Origin of the sequence: Aeromonas sp. S11(2024) (assembly GCF_041402345.1) — a bacterium.
In the GTDB taxonomy this organism is placed as follows: domain Bacteria; phylum Pseudomonadota; class Gammaproteobacteria; order Enterobacterales; family Aeromonadaceae; genus Aeromonas; species Aeromonas veronii.
Map to the genome: position 1 here is coordinate 23,039 of NZ_JBGLRC010000008.1, position 17,640 is coordinate 40,678.

Annotated in this window: 13 protein-coding genes and 1 riboswitch; of the genes, 3 read left to right on the forward strand and 10 right to left on the reverse strand. The window is 58.3% G+C overall.

Annotation, left to right across the window (positions count from 1 at the left end; genetic code table 11):
* Nucleotides 1–39: 39 nt before the first annotated feature.
* The 5 genes from ACB040_RS09005 to ACB040_RS09025 all read right to left on the reverse strand — a co-directional run bounded on the left by ACB040_RS09005 (nt 40) and on the right by ACB040_RS09025 (nt 5,992).
* The gene (locus ACB040_RS09005) at nt 40–801 is read right to left on the reverse strand and encodes a Nif3-like dinuclear metal center hexameric protein (RefSeq protein WP_371154501.1); all 762 of its coding nucleotides are present in this window, start codon (nt 799–801) and stop codon (nt 40–42) included.
* A gap of 141 nt (nt 802–942) precedes the next feature.
* Entirely contained in the window at nt 943–2,286 is a 1,344-nt protein-coding gene (locus ACB040_RS09010) for a sigma-54 dependent transcriptional regulator (protein ID WP_058056053.1), read from the reverse strand.
* Entirely contained in the window at nt 2,283–3,317 is a 1,035-nt protein-coding gene (locus tag ACB040_RS09015) for a PAS domain-containing sensor histidine kinase (RefSeq protein WP_005334126.1), read from the reverse strand. The genes ACB040_RS09010 and ACB040_RS09015 overlap by 4 nt, the downstream gene beginning before the upstream one ends.
* A 106-nt stretch (nt 3,318–3,423) precedes the next feature.
* A complete protein-coding gene (locus ACB040_RS09020; RefSeq protein WP_005350678.1) occupies nt 3,424–4,845 on the reverse strand; it encodes a sigma-54 dependent transcriptional regulator in 1,422 nt (473 codons plus the stop codon).
* A gap of 268 nt (nt 4,846–5,113) precedes the next feature.
* Complete coding sequence (locus ACB040_RS09025; protein ID WP_338771575.1) at nt 5,114–5,992, reverse strand: DUF2726 domain-containing protein; 879 nt, start codon at nt 5,990–5,992, stop codon at nt 5,114–5,116.
* A gap of 196 nt (nt 5,993–6,188) precedes the next feature.
* On the opposite strand from ACB040_RS09025, the gene ACB040_RS09030 reads away from it, so the two are divergent.
* The 3 genes from ACB040_RS09030 to ppx all read left to right on the forward strand — a co-directional run bounded on the left by ACB040_RS09030 (nt 6,189) and on the right by ppx (nt 10,328).
* A complete protein-coding gene (locus ACB040_RS09030; protein ID WP_047437655.1) occupies nt 6,189–6,704 on the forward strand; it encodes a glycine cleavage system protein R in 516 nt (171 codons plus the stop codon).
* A 74-nt stretch (nt 6,705–6,778) separates the two neighbouring features.
* Nucleotides 6,779–8,848, forward strand: a complete 2,070-nt coding sequence (ppk1, locus tag ACB040_RS09035; protein ID WP_005350671.1) for a polyphosphate kinase 1 — start codon at nt 6,779–6,781, stop codon at nt 8,846–8,848.
* The gene (ppx, locus tag ACB040_RS09040; RefSeq protein ID WP_069555280.1) at nt 8,838–10,328 is read left to right on the forward strand and encodes an exopolyphosphatase; all 1,491 of its coding nucleotides are present in this window, start codon (nt 8,838–8,840) and stop codon (nt 10,326–10,328) included. The genes ppk1 and ppx overlap by 11 nt, the downstream gene beginning before the upstream one ends.
* 60 nt (nt 10,329–10,388) lie before the next feature.
* On the opposite strand, the gene mgtE is transcribed toward ppx, so the two are convergent.
* The 5 genes from mgtE to ACB040_RS09065 form a co-directional block, all read right to left on the reverse strand.
* Nucleotides 10,389–11,732, reverse strand: coding sequence for a magnesium transporter (gene mgtE, locus ACB040_RS09045; protein WP_160881801.1), 1,344 nt, complete (start codon nt 11,730–11,732; stop codon nt 10,389–10,391).
* A gap of 122 nt (nt 11,733–11,854) precedes the next feature.
* Nucleotides 11,855–12,024, reverse strand: a riboswitch (M-box (ykoK) riboswitch).
* Nucleotides 12,025–12,207: 183 nt separating this feature from the next.
* Complete coding sequence (flgL, locus tag ACB040_RS09050) at nt 12,208–13,413, reverse strand: flagellar hook-associated protein FlgL (protein ID WP_270819028.1); 1,206 nt, start codon at nt 13,411–13,413, stop codon at nt 12,208–12,210.
* A 4-nt stretch (nt 13,414–13,417) separates the two neighbouring features.
* Nucleotides 13,418–15,421 carry a flagellar hook-associated protein FlgK gene (gene flgK / locus ACB040_RS09055; protein WP_338771583.1) on the reverse strand — a complete coding sequence of 668 codons (2,004 nt, stop codon included), beginning with the start codon at nt 15,419–15,421 and terminating at the stop codon, nt 13,418–13,420.
* 3 nt (nt 15,422–15,424) lie between these two features.
* Complete coding sequence (gene flgJ, locus ACB040_RS09060) at nt 15,425–16,498, reverse strand: flagellar assembly peptidoglycan hydrolase FlgJ (protein ID WP_338771586.1); 1,074 nt, start codon at nt 16,496–16,498, stop codon at nt 15,425–15,427.
* A 43-nt stretch (nt 16,499–16,541) separates the two neighbouring features.
* The gene (locus tag ACB040_RS09065; protein WP_005350664.1) at nt 16,542–17,639 is read right to left on the reverse strand and encodes a flagellar basal body P-ring protein FlgI; all 1,098 of its coding nucleotides are present in this window, start codon (nt 17,637–17,639) and stop codon (nt 16,542–16,544) included.
* Nucleotide 17,640 lies beyond the last annotated feature (1 nt).

Sequence of the window (17,640 nt, forward strand, 5' to 3'; positions counted from 1 at the left end):
AGGTCAGGTCCGATGACACCGCTACGCGGCCAAGCGACCCTACACCGGATTGTCGATATCGATAAAGGTAACATCCAGCCCGTGCACGGTCGCCAGCCACTCCCCCAGCGCCTTGACGCCGTAACGCTCGGTGGCGTGATGGCCTGCGGCGTAGAAGTGCATCCCCATCTCGCGGGCGGTGTGAATGGTCTGCTCGGAGGCTTCACCGGAGATAAAGGCATCGATTCCCTGCTCCGCCGCCAGATTGATGTAGCTCTGACCGCCACCGGTGCACCAGGCCACGGAGCGGATAAGCTCGGGGCCTGTATCGCCACAATAGAGTGGTTTGCGGCCAAGGCGCTCGGCAATCAGCTTGGCAAAATCGCTGCCGCTCATCGGCTCTTCCAGCTTGCCCACCATGGCGACGCTTTTGCTGTTCCACGGCTCCAGACCGCGACGCACTTTGATGTCGAGCAGCTTGGCAAGCTGGGCGTTGTTACCCACCTCGGGATGGACATCGAGCGGCAAATGGTAGGCAAACAGGTTGATATCGTGGGTCAGCAGGGTCTTGAGCCGACGCTGCTTCATGCCGGTGATCTGGGCCGGTTCACCGCTCCAGAAGTAGCCGTGATGGACCAGGATGGCATCGGCCTCGGCAGCCACCGCCGCGTCGATAAGCGCCTGACTGGCGGTGACACCGGTCACTACCTTGCGAATGCGCTCACGCCCCTCCACTTGCAAGCCGTTGGGGCAGTAATCCTTGATAGCGTGCGGTTCGAGCAGATGGTTCAGTACGGTTTCGAGTTTTCGATGAGAGATCATAGGGGTCCCTTATTAAGGCTCGGTCCCCTGCTTTACCAATAAAAACAGGGCCCAGGCTCAAAACGCCAAGGGCCCCATGATAATCGAGCCGGGCCGTCAAGACCATGACAGCCCCCACACAGTGCGGTTTCCCTCTCGGCCTCAGGCTGGCAGGTCGATCCCCGCCTCCCGCATCTGGGCCAGCTTGTAGCGCAGGGTGCGCGGGCTGATGCCGAGTCGGTCGGCCACCGCCTTGCGGCTGCCGTTACAATCTTGCAGGGTGTCGAGGATGATCTGGTGCTCCTGCTGCTTGAGCTCGCTGCCGAGGCGATCGCCACCATAGCTGCGCTCCACGCTGACAAACTCCATCTCCTGCTCATCCAGCTCCTCCAGAATGAGGTGGTCACAATCAATGACCCCGTCGGGGCTGAGGATCAGGGCGCGCTGTACCACGTTGTCCAGCTCCCGCACATTGCCGGGCCAGGGGTGGGCCAGCAACCGTTCCCGCGAGGCATCTGTCAACTGTGGTGTCGGCAGCCCCTGCTGACTGGCATGGAGGGCCAGCAGATGCTCCGCCAGCGGCAGAATATCCCCCGGTCGCTCGCACAGGGCAGACCAGCGCAGCGGAAAGACGTTGAGGCGATAGTAGAGATCTTCGCGGAACTGACCATCCTGCACCGCTTTTTTCAAATCCCGGTTGCTGGTGGCGATGACCCGCACATCCAGCGGGATCATCTTGCGACTGCCGAGCCGCTCCACCTCTTTCTCCTGCAGTACCCGCAGCAATTTGGCTTGCAGCCCCTGATCCATCTCGGTGATCTCGTCAAGCAGCAGGGTGCCCCCCTGCGCCTGCTCGAACTTGCCCGGGCATCCCTGCACCGCACCGGTGAAGGCCCCCTTCTCGTAGCCAAACAGGGTCGCCTCCAGCATGTTTTCCGGAATGGCGGCGCAGTTGATGGCGACGAAGGGCTGCTCGGCGCGGCTGGAGTTATCGTGAATGTAACGGGCCAGCACCTCTTTACCCGTCCCGCTCGGGCCGGTCACCATCACGGTCGCTTCGCTTCTGGCAACACGGGTCGCCAGCTGGAACAGCTCGGCAGTTTTGGGGTCCCCGTAGACCACGGCGCGTTTCTCCACCTTCTGGGCGGGCACATAGCGACTGACCTGATTGAGCAGCACCTCCGGCGAGAACGGCTTGGCCAGATAGTCGATGGCCCCTTCGCGCATGGCGCGCACCGCGCCGTCGATATTGGCGTAGGCGGTCATCAGCAGCACGGGTATCTGCGGATATTGCTGGCGAATGGTCGCCAGCAGGGTGAGGCCGTCCATTCCCCCCATCTGGATATCGGAGATCACCATGTCAAACGGCTGACGGGAGAGGGCTAACAGAGCCCGCTCGCCGCTGTCCGCTTCACGGCACTCATAACCGCCGAGCAAAAGGGTATCCACCAGCGCTTCGCGCAGGCCATTGTCATCTTCAACTACCAGGATCCTGGCCTGTGTCATGCTACACCTCCAAGCTGCACCGGTTGCTGGTGCAGGGGGAACGACAGAGTAAAGCAGGTGCCTTCACCGGGAACCGAGGCCACACCGACCTCCCCCTGATGGGCACGCACTACAGATTGCACCACCGCCAGCCCGAGACCAGTGCCTTGGGAGCGAGTGGTAAAGAAGGGTTCGAATACCTGACCGAGCTGATGGGAAGGGATCCCCTTGCCATTATCGATGACCCGCATCTCCACCCGGGCGCCACTGCGCACCGCGCTGACCAGCAGCGAGGTGGCCCCTGCCTGCTGGGCATTGGCAATCAGGTTGTTGATGGCACCCGCCAGCGCACTGCTGTTGGCCAGCAGACAGAGATCGGGCTCTGGCGCCTCCATGTGCAGCTCGCAGCCCTGCTGCTGGCAGAAGGCCTCGGCACCAGCCTGCACTTCGGCCAGCAGCCCTTGTACCGAGATGGGGGTGACCACCTGATTGTCACCGTTGCGGGCAAACAGCAGGATGTCGTTGATCTGCTTCTCCAGATCCTGCAAACGGGCCATCAACTTTTGCTGAAACTGAGTGCGAGATTCCGGCTTGAGGGTGCGGTTGGCCAGGTTGGCGGCATAGAGCATGGCAGCGGAGAGCGGCGTGCGGATCTGGTGGGCAAGCGAGGCCGCCATATTGCCCAGCGCCGACAGCCGCTTCATGTGGTTGATGCGGTCTTGCAGTTTACGGGTTTCGGTCAGGTCATTGATAAAGACCAGCTGGCCGGGCTGATCCGGCAGCGGTTGGGTCGAGAGCTGCACCCGGCGCCCGTCGCGCAGGGAGATCTCGTGGCCATCATCCTCGCGCGGCTCAAAGCAGCGGGCAATGATGTGGCGCCAGAGCTCCCCTTCCAACGGCTCCCCCAGCAAGGAGATGGCCGCCGGATTCGCGCGGGTGACCACCCCTGCCCCGTCAAGCAGCAACACCCCGGTGGGGAGCGCCTTGAAGATGGCATAGAGCTGGCTCACTTCGTGGGACTGGAGTGGCATGTCCTGCTGCTGGATTGTCATAAACCTGACCTCAAACTGGCTATTGGGTCAGGTTATTCAATTTCCATGCCACTAAAATATTTCAATTAAAACAATAGATTGCATGTTGGCGTCAAGGCTTTGACCCTCAGACGTCCTTGCTCATCCCGTACTTTTTCATCTTCTCCACCAGGGTGGTACGGCGCATGCCGAGCAGATCGGCGGCGCGGGCCACCACACCGTCCTGAGACTCCAGCGCCTGACGGATCAGCTCCACTTCAAGGTCGGCCAGCATCTCTTTGAGGTTGACCCCCTCCTCCGGCAACTGCATGGTGCGAGCCGAGGCGAGGGAGTGATCCAGCTCGGGCGGGTCCTGAAACACCGCCGCCAGCGCATCCCGTTCATCCATCTCGGTCAGCCGCTCATCCCGCGGCTCGCTCGGCAGCAGACGATAACGGCTCGGCAGATCGGCCACATCGACGATCTGGTGCGGGTAGAGGATCAACAGCCGCTCCAGCAGGTTGGATAGCTCGCGCACGTTACCGGGCCAGGGGTACTGCATCAGCGACTCCAGCGCCCGCTGGGTCAACCGGATAAAGCCGTGGTGCTGCTCGGCATGGCGGTTGAGCAGCTCCTGCAGCAGCAGCGGGATGTCATCGATGCGATCCCGCAGCGGCGGCGTCTCAATGGGGAAGACGTTGAGGCGGTAGTAGAGATCTTCGCGAAAACCCTGAGTGCGGATCATCGCCTCCAGATCCCGGTGGGTCGCCGCTATGATGCGCACATCGGCCTGAATGGGCTTGCCGCCACCGACCCTGTCGAACAGCCGCTCCTGCAATACCCGCAGCAGTTTGACCTGCATCGGCATCGGCATGTCGCCGATCTCGTCGAGAAACAGGGTGCCCCCCTGCGCCAGCTCGAAGCGACCGCGACGGGCTGCGATGGCGCCGGTAAACGCCCCCTTCTCATGGCCAAACAGTTCGCTCTCCAGCAATTCGGCCGGAATAGCGCCGCAGTTGATGGGCACGAAGGGGCCACTGCTGCGGGAAGAGAGTTCGTGGATGGCGCGCGCCACCACCTCTTTACCAGTGCCAGACTCCCCGAGGATCAGCACGTTGGCATCGGTCTCGGCCACCTGGCTGATGAGGCGGCGTACCTCCTGGATCCCCTTCCCTTTACCCACCAGCAAGCGCAGCAGGGCCTGACCCTTGTCATGGGTCTGCTGACGAGGATGCAAGGAGACGAACGCCTGACAGAAGTGCAAATGACGGGTAAGGGATTCATAGGTAAAGGGCGAGAGCGCGACCCCGATAAAGTTGCTGTTGGGCAGATCGGCCTCAACCAGCGAGAGGAAGGGGGTACGGGGGAAGGCAGCCAGCAGCTCTGACAAGGGACGGTCGGTCAGCTCACCTACCAGTACCCCTTGCAGCGGACCGGAGGATTCGATGGCCACATCCAGATCGCTTTGTGCCACCTCCTGCCACGGGATCCCCATAAACGAGAGCACGGTTCCCAACTGTTGGCGCCGCTGCGCATCGGCATCAACAATCAACACGCCCATCTCCACCATATCCATTCCTCGCGATGTCCTGAACTAACTTATTGTTTTATTTGATGATAAAACAGCTACCGACTGTCTTTTTGCTGGCACACAAAGTGCCAAAATTCCGACACATTGTCAAAAATTGTCGTATTCAGGCTAAGTGTATCGACAGAAACGAGAGATTAGATAAATTTTGCCGAGGAATTTTCTGCATTGGCGCCGTTAACAAACGCCGCCAATAGCGGAAAGAAAACTGCCCTCGTCAGAGAGCAGCATGGGACACGGTGAAGCGCATTCAGTGGCGATTATGGTGGTGCGGCGCCGCGTAACGACACTCGGGAAAACGGCTGCAAGCCAGAAAGAGTCGACCGGCGTGGGGGCCTTTTTTCGCCTCCCGCTCCACCAGAGGTGCATCACAACGAGGGCAGTGGTGTACCTCGTGCTCTTCATCATCCTCCACATCGGCAAACAAGCCATCGACCAGCTCACCCTCACTCTGTGGCGCCTCCATCACCCCCTTGGGCTGGATGGCGGGCTCGCGGAGCGACGCAGGCGAGATGGCCTCGGCATGGGCAGTGCGGCCACGCATCCCGGCACCGACATCCACGCCGTCCAGCAGCAGAGGGTTGAACGTCGGCTCGCGGCGCGCCCCGTGCGGCAGATCGTCGATCAATGGTTCGCTGGTTTTGACCAGCAGCGGCAGGATCTGTTCGCGCAGCTCTTCCACCAGATAGCTGGCACTTGCCGGGATCTGCAGCAACGGCAGACCGGCGCTGTCGCAGGCGGTTTTCAGAAAGAGATCCCGCGCCTTGCGCTTCTGGTGACGATGGGAGCTGTCATCGAGTTCGATGGCGCAGATAAAGGAGAGATCCGCAGGGTGGCAAAGCAGATAGTCGAAATGCTTGGCGCTGATCTTGTTGAAGTACTGCTGCCATTTGCTTTTGCCGATCCCGGCCTGCGGCGTCAGCACATCGGCCACCCGCACCTTGGCAAAGACCCGGGCCTTGTCACCCACCGCCAGATCCAGCACCCCGAGGAAGGATCGCTCGGCGGGACTGAAAAGGGTCTCCTGCATATCATAGGGCAGGCGCTTTTGCTGTCTGCCTCTGCTCCAGAAGATCGCCAGCACAAGCAGCGCCAGCAACAACAATCCCGATAGGACAAGGGTATTCATGAGAGCACGATCCAGTTCACGACACGAAAGGGGAATTACTTTACCACAGCCGCCACGGAGCAAGGCAGCAGACCCGTGTATAGAAAGTGAAAAGTCCCGTCTTTTTATCTATTTGTCAGCAGGCGGGGGTTCATATGACCAGCCCCAGCAGGCACAATAGGGATAGAGCAAGAAATCCCATTTCAAGGAGAGCAGGATGCAAAAGCAATTGGTGGTCACCGTGATCGGTGCAGACAAACCCGGGATCGTCGAGAGTCTGGCAGCTGTCATCAGCCGCGAGCAGGGCAACTGGCTGGGCAGCGCCATGAGCGAACTGGCGGGCCAGTTTGCCGGTATTCTCCATGTCTCTGTCCCCGATGAGCACTATCGCAGCCTGTGCGAAGCACTGGCCCTGCTACCGGGTCTGACCATCAGCTTTGCCGAAGGGACACCGACCGCCGAGCCAGCCCATCAAGTCATGATGACGGTGACCGGCAACGACCGCCCCGGCATCGTCCACGAAGTGGCCAGCATCCTGCGCCAACTCGAGATCAACGTGGCCGATCTCACCACCGGCTGTGAACCGGCTCCCCACTCCGGCGCCCCGCTCTTCTATGCCCATGCGCTGGTTGCCCTGCCCGACGGGCTCGCGATGGATACGCTGATCACCGCGCTGGAATCCCTCTCCGACGATCTGGTGGTCGACATCGACGAAGCGTTCAGCGAGCAGTAACAATACTGTCATTTATTTGTCATATATTAACGCCATAACTGCCGCGCAGACGCGACCTGAAACAGAGGCACAAGATGAGCACCGACAAGCAGTATGAAGAGAAAGAGCTGAGCTGGCTCTCATTCAATGAACGGGTGTTGCAAGAGGCAATGGACAAGACGGTGCCCCTCATCGAGCGGGTTCGTTTTCTGGGGATCTTCTCCTCCAACCAGGATGAGTTCTTCAAGGTACGGGTATCGGACGTCAAGCGTCGCATCCTCATCAATGAAGTACATGGTGGCGACGATGAAGCGAAAGTGCTGCTGCGCGCCATCCAGCAAAAAGTGATGGCGCTCGGTGAAGCGTTCGACAATACCTATAAAGAGCTGTTGATTGCGCTGGCCCGCCACAACATCTTTCTGGTCAACGAGAACCAGCTCTCCGATGCCATTCAGAAGTGGCTGCGGGTCTTCTTCAAGGAGAAGGTGCTGCGTCACATCATCCCGATCCTGCTCAACAAAGAGGTCAATCCGGTCAAATTCCTCAAGGATGAGTACACCTATCTGGCCATCGAGATGAAGAAGAACGGTCAGGTGATCCAGTACGCCCTGGTGGAAGTGCCGACCGACGACCTGCCCCGCTTCTTCCAGCTGCCGCCGGAAGGGACCCGCCGCAAGAAGCAGATCATCATTCTGGATAACGTCATCCGCTTCTGCCTCGACGAGATCTTCAAAGGCTTCTTCGACTACGACGAGATTGCCGCCTATGCGGTGAAGCTGACCCGGGATGCCGAATATGATCTCTCCGACCAGCTGGATTTGAGCCTGGTGGACAAGATGAGTGACGGCTTGAAGCAGCGCCTCACCGCCATGCCGGTGCGCTTCGTCTACGAGCGGGAGATGCCCGCCGCCATGATTAGCTTCCTCAAGCTCAAGCTGCAGATCAGCTCCTACGACGCCATCATGCCGGGCGGGCGTTACCACAACTTCAAGGATTTCATCGGCTTCCCCAACGTGGGCCGTGACTATCTGGAAAACCCCAAGCTGCCGGCCCTCGATTGCCGCGATTTTGACGGCTTCGTCAACGCCTTCGATGCGATTACCAAGCAGGATATCCTGCTCTACTACCCGTACCACAAGTTCCACCACTTCACCGAGCTGGTGCGCCAGGCGGCGTTCGATCCGGCGGTCAGCGCCATTCGCATCAACATTTATCGGGTGGCCAAGAAGTCGCGGATCATCCACTCCCTCATCGATGCCGCCAACAACGGCAAGAAGGTGACCGTGGTGGTCGAGCTGCGCGCCCGTTTCGACGAAGCGGCCAACATCGACTGGGCCAATATTCTCACCGATGCCGGGGTCAAGGTGGTGTTCGGGGTGCCGAGCCTCAAGATCCACTCCAAGCTCTGCCTCATCACCCGCCACGAAAATGGCGAGGCGGTGCGCTATGCCCATATCGGTACCGGCAACTTCAACGAGAAGACCGCCAAGATCTACACCGACTTCTCGCTGCTGACCCGCAATCCGGATATCACCGCCGAAGTGGAAGGGGTGTTTGAATACATCGAGTACCCCTATAAGCGATACAAATTCAACCACCTACTGGTCTCCCCCATCAACAGCCGCCGTCAGCTCTATCGTCTCATCGACAACGAGCTCTCCAACGCCAAGGCGGGCCAGCCGAGCGGTATCATCCTCAAGATCAACAATCTGGTGGACAAGGATCTCATCAACCGACTCTATGCCGCCGGTCAGGCCGGGGTGCCGATCCAGATGATCATCCGTGGCATGTGCGCCCTGCGTCCGGGCGTGCCGGGCCTCAGTGACAACATCAAGGTGATCAGCATCATCGACCGCTTCCTCGAGCACCCTCGGGTGATGGTGTTCCACAACAAGGGCAACCCCCAGCTCTATATCTCCAGCGCCGACTGGATGAGCCGTAATATCGACGGCCGTATTGAGGTGGGCACCCCCATTTATGACGAGCGGCTCAAGCAGCGCATCATGGACATTCTCGAGCTACAACTGAGTGATACCTGCAAGGCGCGGGTCATTGATGCCGACCAGCAGAACGAATATGTGAAGCGGGGCAACCGCCGCAAGATCCGCTCTCAGGTGGCGATTTACGACTATCTCAAACGTATCGAGTCAAACAATGGACAATAGTCTCTATGCCGCCGTAGATCTCGGCTCCAACAGTTTTCACATGGTGATCGCCCATCTGAGCGAAGGGCGTTTTCGCATCGTCGATCGCATCAAGGAGCGGGTGCGTCTGGCGGAAGGGATGGATGAGCAGAAACGCATGAGCCCGGAGGCGATGGAACGCGGCCTCGCCTGTCTGTCACTGTTTGCCGAGCGCCTCACCAACATCAAACCGGATCAGATCCGCATCGCAGGTACCTATACCCTGCGCCGCGCCAGCAACGCCCGCGAATTTGTGAGTGAAGCAGCCAAGGTGCTCAACCACCCCATCGAGATCATCAGCGGGCAGGAAGAAGCACGCCTCATCTATCAGGGGGTTGCCCATACCCAGCATATCGAGGGCCAGGTACTGGTCATCGATATCGGCGGCGGCAGCACCGAGCTCATCATCGGTGAAGGGTTTGAACACAAGGCCCTCACCAGCCGCAAGATGGGCTGCGTCAGCTTTACCCAGAGCTTCTTTGCCAGCGGCAAGCTGAGCGACAAACACTTCACCAATGCCGTGCTGGAGGCGCAGCACCAGCTCGCCCCCATCGTCAACCAGTACCGCAAGCTGGGCTGGCAGAGCTGTCTTGGCAGCTCAGGTTCGATCCGCACCGTGCGCGACGTGCTGCAAGGTGAGGGGCTGACCGATGGCAGTATTACGCTGGAGGGGCTGGAGCGGCTCAAGGCGCTGATGATTGAGCGCAAGCGAGTCGATAACCTCAAGCTGACAGGGCTTACCGAGGAGCGTCAGGAGGTGTTTGCCGCTGCGGTCGCCATCCTGCTCGGCCTGTTTACCTCGCTGCCCATCGAGCGGCTCGACTACTCCGACGGTGCTCTGCGCGAAGGATTGCTGTATGAGTTCGAGGAGCGCTTGCAGCACCACGATATTCGCGAACGGACGGCACAGGCGCTCGGTACCCACTACCGGATGGACCGCAAACAAGCCGCCCGGGTGGAGCAGAGCGTGCTGACGCTGTTCGATGCCTTGCAAGAGCCCTGGCAGATGGAGGTAGAGCCCTATCGCGCCATCCTCGGCTGGGCGGCGCGGCTGCACGAAATTGGCCTTGCCATCAACTACAGCGGCATTCACCGCCATTCCGCCTATATCCTGCAACACACCGACCTGCCCGGCTTCAACCAGGACGATCAGGCTCTGCTGGCGGCGCTGGTACGCTTTCAGCGCAAGGGGCTCAAGCTCTCCGAGCTGCCGCCCCTGCCCAACCACGACATGCAGACGGTGCTGCGTTGCATCCGTATACTGCGCCTCGCAGTCGCCGCTCACCACAAGCGGCAGGACAACCTGCTGCCTGAGTGGAAAGTCGCAGTGCAAGGGGATCAGCTGGTCGTGACCCTGCCGATCGACTGGTGCGAGGAGAACCGTCTCCTGATGCAGAATCTGGAGAAGGAGCATCGTTATTGCCAGGAGCAGGGCTGGCCACTGTTGTTCCAGCTCGGCTAAACCGGAAAGATAAATGCAAAAGGCAGCCCAATGGCTGCCTTTTTCATCTCAATCTCCCGGTTACTGCAACTCGGGCAACAACCACTTGGCCATCTCGAAGTAGATGATAAGGCCGGTACCATCCACCAGTGTCGCGATGAATGGCGCAGAGACCACCGCCGGATCGATGCGGAAACGGCGCAGCACCATGGGAATAATGGACGCGACCGTAGCACTCCAGAGCACGATGGCGATGATGGTAAAGGTCACCACCATGCCAATCTGGGGACCGACGCCGAGACTCCATGCCCGTACCCAAGCCGCCATGGCAATGGCACCCGAGATGAGCAGACCGGTGGAGAGCTCCTTTTTCAGCACTGTGCCGAGATTGCGCAGACTCACCTCCCCGACCGCCATGGCTCGTACTATGGTGGTGGTGATCTGGGTGCCGCTGTTACCACCAGTACCGATCAGCAAGGGGATAAAGAAAGCCAGCGCGATGGCCGCTTCCAGCTGCTCCTCAAATGCCCGCAGCACTGTGCCGGTGTAGGCTTCCGCCACAAACAGGATAAGCAGCCAGCCCACCCGTTTGCGCCACAGCTGCCAGGGGGTCGCCTGCAGATAGGGAGTATCGAGTGGCGAGGAGCCACCCTGCATCTCGGCATCCTCGGTGGATTCGAGCTCCAGAATATCCGCCGCATCATCGACGTGGAAAATACCGACCAGTCGCCCCTGATCCTCGACCGGCAATACCGACAGGTCACGGTCGATGAGCAGGCGCGCTGCCAGCTCCTGATCCGCACGGGCGTTGATCCGCACCGTCTCCCGATCCATCAGGGTCGCGACACTGGCCAGCGGGTCGGCGATCAGCAAGGTCTTGAGGGAGAGGCTTCCTTGCAGACGACCGTCCCCGTTGACCACATAGATATGGCGAAACAGCTGGGCATTGTCCCAGGCATCGTGGATCAGCTGTTTGGCGTGACCGACCGTGTCCTCCTCCCGCACCGCCAGATATTCGTGGCGCATGTTGGCCCCCACCGACTCGGTGGGCCAATCCAGCAGGGAGTAATAGATGGCCTGAGCCTGGGTCGGGAAGCGAGCCAGCAACATGGTGCGATCCTGACGACTCAGTTTGCGCAGGATGGCGACCATATCACGGCGGGGAATGGCCTCCTGCAACACGCTGACGATGCTGCCATGGAGCCGCTGCAACAGGCGCCCGGCACTCTCGGCCGAGAGTGAACCAAGCAGTTCGGCCCCTTGCGGGATTGGCAGGGTATCAAAGATGCAGTTGAGCTCTTCCGGACGCAGGGTCAGCAGTTGATCGGCGCGCTGAACCGGATCCAGATTATGTTCCAGCCAACCCTGCAGGGCGGCCAGATCGAGCAGTTGGTGACGGTTAAGAATGGTATGTGTTTTCTTCATCACAGATATCCTCATGTGATTTCAGGCGAGCCTGAATGCCTCCGGAAATAGCCGGGTGCAACGACAAGAAAACAGCAATTTGATTGACGAGTAATAGGCAGGAAATGACGCCGTTCGGCGTGTCATCATCCCCACGTACCAGCTTTAGCACTGTATAACGTATCCGGCATGCCGGAAGCCACTTGGGTTTACACCTTAATCCGATGAAAACTGTCCTGATCTTGGGCGTCTCTGGACGTCGTGAGATCAGTGGCCTGTGTTTATACAGGAGCCTCGCCTAACGAGATGCTGCAAATAATTCGCACAACCCTCTGTTGTGCGGGCGTCATGATTATCCAATCCCGCAGGGAGGTCAACCCCGCAGCTCCCATTAAATGGGCAACGGCAACAGCTTGTTACAATTGGCAGGAGATGACACGGAACCAATTTTCATAGTCTGGACAAAAGAAAAGGCCCCAAAGGGGCCCTTCTTTAATTAGCGAATATAGTCAAATAGCGTCAGACGACTTATTTTGCTGAAAGAGAGTTGCGAGGCACTCAATGCCGCATCCTCTTTTGACAGCGCGGAAATCACTTCATAGAGATCCGCTTCCGATACCTTGGCTCTCGCCTCGGCGTTGAGGGTACTCAACCCCTCGTTAGAATCCATGACTGCCTCGAGACTGTTCATCCTGCCACCCAACTCCCCCAATCCATGATCGATATTCAGACGAGCATTTTTCATATGGACGGTAGCATCGGCTACTTCCAGCGCAAAGTTGTCAGCGGTAATAGCGGGATCACGCAAGGCGGTAATAAAATCCGACATACCATTCAATATGTTGTCATTCTTCGGTGGATTAAGATCAAACTGCTCAGAACTGCCCGCAGGCGAGCTGACGGTCAACTCCAATCCATTGAAAGGGATCTTGGTGCCAGCAGTGTAGTTACCCGTTTGCAGGGTAGCACCACCGGCATCCTTGATATCGTAGGTATCCGGTGGGCCTATGGTGGTTGATACGGTATAGGTATTACTGGGCAGTGCCGAGTTATAATTGGACTTATAGAAATTATCAAAGTTACCCTGATCGCCTATCCCAACCTTGATATTTGCTGTGGTTGCACTGGCGGTTCTTCTGGTCGCCACGATTTCAAACAGATCTTGCCCGGAATCATTGGCAGCAATTTGTACCGTGGGTGAGACCTGAATATTTCGCTGACCAGGGTCACCCTGATAAATATATTTTCCGTTAGCGTCTTTTATATATGGCTGGGTCTTGCTCTGATTGCCGCCAAATATAAATTCACCCGAGGAGTTTTTGCTATTCATCAGGTCAAACATCTGCTGCTGCAACCCTTCCAGCTCGCTGGCTATGGCCTTGCGATCATCCATGCTGATAGCGCCATTATTTGACTTCTGGATCAGGGTCTGGGCACTAAGCATCGCATTATTAATCGACGTTAATACCGTCTCCTCATGTCCCAGGCTGTTTTCCAGCAAGCTGCCATTGACACTGTACTGCTTAAACAGGTCAATCTCCTTGGTCAGTGCCATCTTCTGGCTCATCCCCGCGGGATCTTCGCCGGCAGTCTGAAATTTATTACCGGTTTGCAGCTGTTGGTAGGCAGTATTCAACCGCTCGTTGGCACTGTTGAGGGAATAGATATTCCGGTCGTAGATCATGTTGGTGGTGATGCGCATGACGTTACCTCACGGAAGAGAGCAGTGTATCGAAAATGGTTTTGGCCGTGCTGACGATTTGCGCCGATGCCGCATAGGATTGCTGGAAGCGGATCAGATTGGCCGCCTCCTCCTCCAGATTGACCCCAGACACGCTTTCAAAGATGCCGGTGCTCTGGATAAGCTTGGACTCATTGGCCTTGAGCAGCGTTTTTGCCTGACTGGTATTGTTGCCCACTTCCATCACCAGCCCGGAATAGGCCTGATTGAAGGTCATCTTGTCGTTTGTCGTCCCACCATTGGTGCTCTTGCGCACCAGATCCTTGTTTTGCAGCTCGGCCAGAACCAGTCCATTGCTGTTATCGGCAAAGCCGTTGCTGTTGTAACTGAGCTTGAAGCTGTCACCGGCATCCACCGTTCCGGTGATGCTGAACTCGTAACCGGGGGCCTGTTTCGGATTTGGATAAGCTGGTCCACCAGTGGGTGGTGGCAGTTGCAAGGCTGCCATTAAATTCTGCCCCTTGCTGCTCGCGGGTGCCGTACCTATCAGGGTAGTACCATCTGCTTGAAACACCTGATAGTTACCACTGGCATCGATTTTGACCACCTGAGGCGCTGTCGGGCTCAGACTATTGGTACCAAAACCTGACCCTGCACCTGTATTGAATACACCACCCAGTTTGATATCAGCCCCGCCGCCATTATTGGTGGTCTTTTCCGCTTTAAGCGGAGAGGCCAGGGCCAAATCTTCCGGTCGGATGATCAGCTGACCCAAACCGGCGGCCGCACTTTTGGTCGGTTGCAGCAACAGTCTGTCACCCGCAGCCGGCACACCGGTGAGATCGATTGAAATGCCGTGACCCGTGAGTTCAAACGTTGCAGGAGGGGTCGTGCCAGTCGCCACAGAGGTTCGATTACCAGACTTGTCCAGCGAGAACACCTCATAACCGGTGGCGCTGCTAAAGCGCACTTCGTAATCAAACGGGGTCACTGATGTCCCCTTACCCGGCACGAAGCTGACATTCGCCCCGACCGTCCCCGTGTTGTCGTCGTAGGGTAATCCCTTGCTGGTTGGCAGGGTGAAGATATCACCACCAATTTCATTATCCAGATCCATCCCGAGGCGGTTCTGCTGGTTCATTGCATCGGCCATCGCCACGGCCAGCTGCCCCAGTTCGCGCTTGGTCGGTTCAAGGTCGTTACGTGCTTTGAAAAGGCCTCCCACGGCGCCACCAAAGGTCTCGTTGTCAATAAGCGCCTCATTATCACCCAAAGTTAATTGCAGCTCTAAATCTCTCGAATCAGGATCACTGGGCATCACTTTAAACTGAGCCACGCCGCCGTTTAGTACCAACGAATGGCCAGTGCTCATATTGACCAACATGCTGCCGTTGGGTTGGGCTACGGTGCGAATATCCATCTTCTCCGACAGCTGGCGGATCGCCTCATCCCGCTGATCAAACAGCATCAGGTTCTCTTCGGGTGACCCCTGGGTGCGGATGATGGCCTGATTAAGATCATTGATGCTGGTGAGCAGGCTGTTGACCTGCTTGGTTTCATCTTCAATGCGGGTATTGAGGGTATCGCTCTGCTTGTCGAGCTGCGCCGAGAGAGTATGAAAACGGTTGACCATGCCACTCAACTCCGTCATCACCACCTTGCGCCCACCGATCTCGGCAGGCGATTGATTGGCAGAGTGAAATGACTTGAAGTAGGAGGTGATGGCTGCCCCCACGCTGTTGCTGGTATCCCCCAACAAGCTGTCAACGCCAGCCAGCTGTTCATAATGGGTCAGGGAGGCATGATAGGCGGAGGTATCACGGCGCACCTCCCCCTGCATATAGTCATTGATCACCCGCTGGGTCTTGATGTCACCGGTCCCAAGACCGATGGTATTGGTATACACCAGCGTACGCTCACGCACATAGCCCTGGCTATTGACGTTCACTATGTTGTTACTGGTGGTCTGCAGCAGGCGTTGCTGTGCCAGCACGCCCGATGAACCAATCCCAAGCAGGTCGCTTGCCATACGTTACAGCTCCATCTCGTTGTATTGGGCAATGGCATCACTGCGCAATACCTGTTTCAATTTTCTGGCGTAGTGCGGGTCGGTGGCATAACCCGCCTGTTGCAGCGCCTCGAAGTAGCGATCAGGACTATCCACCTTCGCCAGGGCTCCCTTGTAGCGAGAGCCGGAAGTGAGGAAGTCCACGTAGTCGTTGAAGCTCTCTTCAAACGACTCATAGGAGCGAAATGCCGCTTTCTGGCGGGAGGCGATGCCTTGCTCATACTCTAGCGTGCTGACCACCGCCTTTGGCCCTTCCCAGCGCGGATCCGCCTTGATGCCAAACAGGTTATGGGTCACCTGCCCCTCGCCATCCTTGATCACCCGCTTGCCCCAACCGCTCTCCAGTGCTGCCTGGGCGACCAGTACCGCCGGGCTTAATCCCAACTTGTCGGCCGCTTTCTTGGCCAGCGGCATCAGGCGATTAACGAACTCTTCCGGCGTATCGAACTCTTTGCCCCCACTACCGGTGGCACTGCCCTCTTCGCTGGTCATGCGTCCCATGGGCGGAATCCTGCGGTGCGGTCGATGGGGCATAGTGAGTGCGTGGCTCTCCTTGACCCCCTCGGTCATCTCTTTTTCAGCAAAATCTTTGCCAACTTTTGATGCTGCGATCAAATCATCGGCCGCCGCCGTGGGTGGCTGATAGGGTTTGTAGGTCCGTTCGGTACGCTGCGGCATCTTGAGCACCCGTCCATCCTGATGGGTAAAGGTCTCGGGAGAGAGCTGTTTGGCCACCATGTCAGCCAATCCCAGCCCCCCCTTGCTGGACATGTCGGCGACTCGCTGCTCATCCAGCATCCCTTCATAGAACTGGGTATAGCTGCTGTTCATCGGGTTGTCCTGAGTCAACACCCCGTTGGCCTGACGCATGCTCTGAAACAGCATCTGGGTAAAGATTGACTCGAACTGGCGTGACGCACTCTTGAGCGCTTCGGCCTGTCCCTCTTTGCTTTGGCTCATCTGGCGCAGACGGTCCAGGTTCTTGATGTCCTGTACTATCCCGAGATTCATGCCGCTGTTGCTGTCAAACTCCGCCATTTTGCTTACCTCATTGCCACCCGTGGCAACCACTTGCCGCTTGTTACAATATGACCAGTTGCCCTTCGATGGCGCCTGCCTGCTGCAGCGCCTCAAGGATGGCCATCAAATCACCCGGGGCGACCCCAACCTGATTGACCGCCCGGACCAGATCGTCCAGGGTCGCACCGGTATCAAACTTGAACATCCGCCCCGGCTCCTGCTGGACATTGATGGTCGAGTTGTTGGTCACCGTCGTCTCTCCTCCCGCCAACGGGTTGGGCTGGGAGACCTGCTGGTTTTCGGCGATGGTCACCGTCAACCCGCCATGGCTGATGGCCGCCGGTTTGAGCTTGACCTGACTGCCGATCACTATGGTGCCGGTGCGGGAGTTAACGATGATCTTGGCCGCCTCGTTGGCCGGATCCACCTCCAGATTCTCGATGGTGGCGAGATAGGAGACGCGCTGACCCGGATCCCGCGGGGCATAGACCTTGACCGAGGTGGCATCGAGCGCCTGAGCGGTATTGGGCCCCACCAGATCGTTGACCACATCGGCCAGACGGCGCGCTGTAGTAAAGTCGGGTCGGTTAAGGTTGAAGGTGATGGTGTCCCCCTGACTGAAGGAGTTGGGCACCTCCCGCTCCACGGTCGCACCGTTGGCAATCCGCCCGACGGTCGGGGTATTGATCACTACCTTGGAACCGTCAGCCCCCTCGGCCCCCAGACCACCGACCACCAGACTGCCCTGGGCGACCGCATAAACCCGCCCATCGAGCCCTTTCAAGAAGCTTTGCAGCAGAGTGCCGCCCCGCAGGCTCTTGGCCTCGCCAATGGCCGACACCGTCACGTCGATGGTCTGGCCCGGCTTGGAGAAGGGGGGCAGGTCGGCATGGATCGCCACCGGCGCCACATCCTTGATCTTGGGCTTGATGTTATCCGGCACCTTGATGCCAAAGTTGTTGAGCATGGTGCGGAAGGTCTGCTCGGTGAAGGCGTTGTTCTTCTCGCCAGTGCCGGGCAATCCCACCACCAGACCGTAACCAATCAGCTGGTTGTTACGCACCCCTTCAACCGAGCTGATGTCCTTGATCCGGGCCGCATTGGCCACACCCAAGGGCAGCAGACAGCAGAGCAGAGTGACAAGACGGAGTGACTTCATA

Coding starts and splice junctions, on each gene's coding strand:
- ACB040_RS09065 (WP_005350664.1), bottom strand. CDS start 17,639: ATGAAGTCACTCCGTCTTGTCACTCTGCTCTGCTGTCTGCTGCCCTTG.
- ACB040_RS09010 (WP_058056053.1), bottom strand. CDS start 2,286: ATGACACAGGCCAGGATCCTGGTAGTTGAAGATGACAATGGCCTGCGC.
- ACB040_RS09030 (WP_047437655.1), top strand. CDS start 6,189: ATGCAAAAGCAATTGGTGGTCACCGTGATCGGTGCAGACAAACCCGGG.
- flgK (WP_338771583.1), bottom strand. CDS start 15,421: ATGGCAAGCGACCTGCTTGGGATTGGTTCATCGGGCGTGCTGGCACAG.
- ACB040_RS09025 (WP_338771575.1), bottom strand. CDS start 5,992: ATGAATACCCTTGTCCTATCGGGATTGTTGTTGCTGGCGCTGCTTGTG.
- ACB040_RS09015 (WP_005334126.1), bottom strand. CDS start 3,317: ATGACAATCCAGCAGCAGGACATGCCACTCCAGTCCCACGAAGTGAGC.
- ppk1 (WP_005350671.1), top strand. CDS start 6,779: ATGAGCACCGACAAGCAGTATGAAGAGAAAGAGCTGAGCTGGCTCTCA.
- ACB040_RS09020 (WP_005350678.1), bottom strand. CDS start 4,845: ATGGTGGAGATGGGCGTGTTGATTGTTGATGCCGATGCGCAGCGGCGC.
- flgL (WP_270819028.1), bottom strand. CDS start 13,413: ATGCGCATCACCACCAACATGATCTACGACCGGAATATCTATTCCCTC.
- mgtE (WP_160881801.1), bottom strand. CDS start 11,732: ATGAAGAAAACACATACCATTCTTAACCGTCACCAACTGCTCGATCTG.
- ACB040_RS09005 (WP_371154501.1), bottom strand. CDS start 801: ATGATCTCTCATCGAAAACTCGAAACCGTACTGAACCATCTGCTCGAA.
- ppx (WP_069555280.1), top strand. CDS start 8,838: ATGGACAATAGTCTCTATGCCGCCGTAGATCTCGGCTCCAACAGTTTT.
- flgJ (WP_338771586.1), bottom strand. CDS start 16,498: ATGGCGGAGTTTGACAGCAACAGCGGCATGAATCTCGGGATAGTACAG.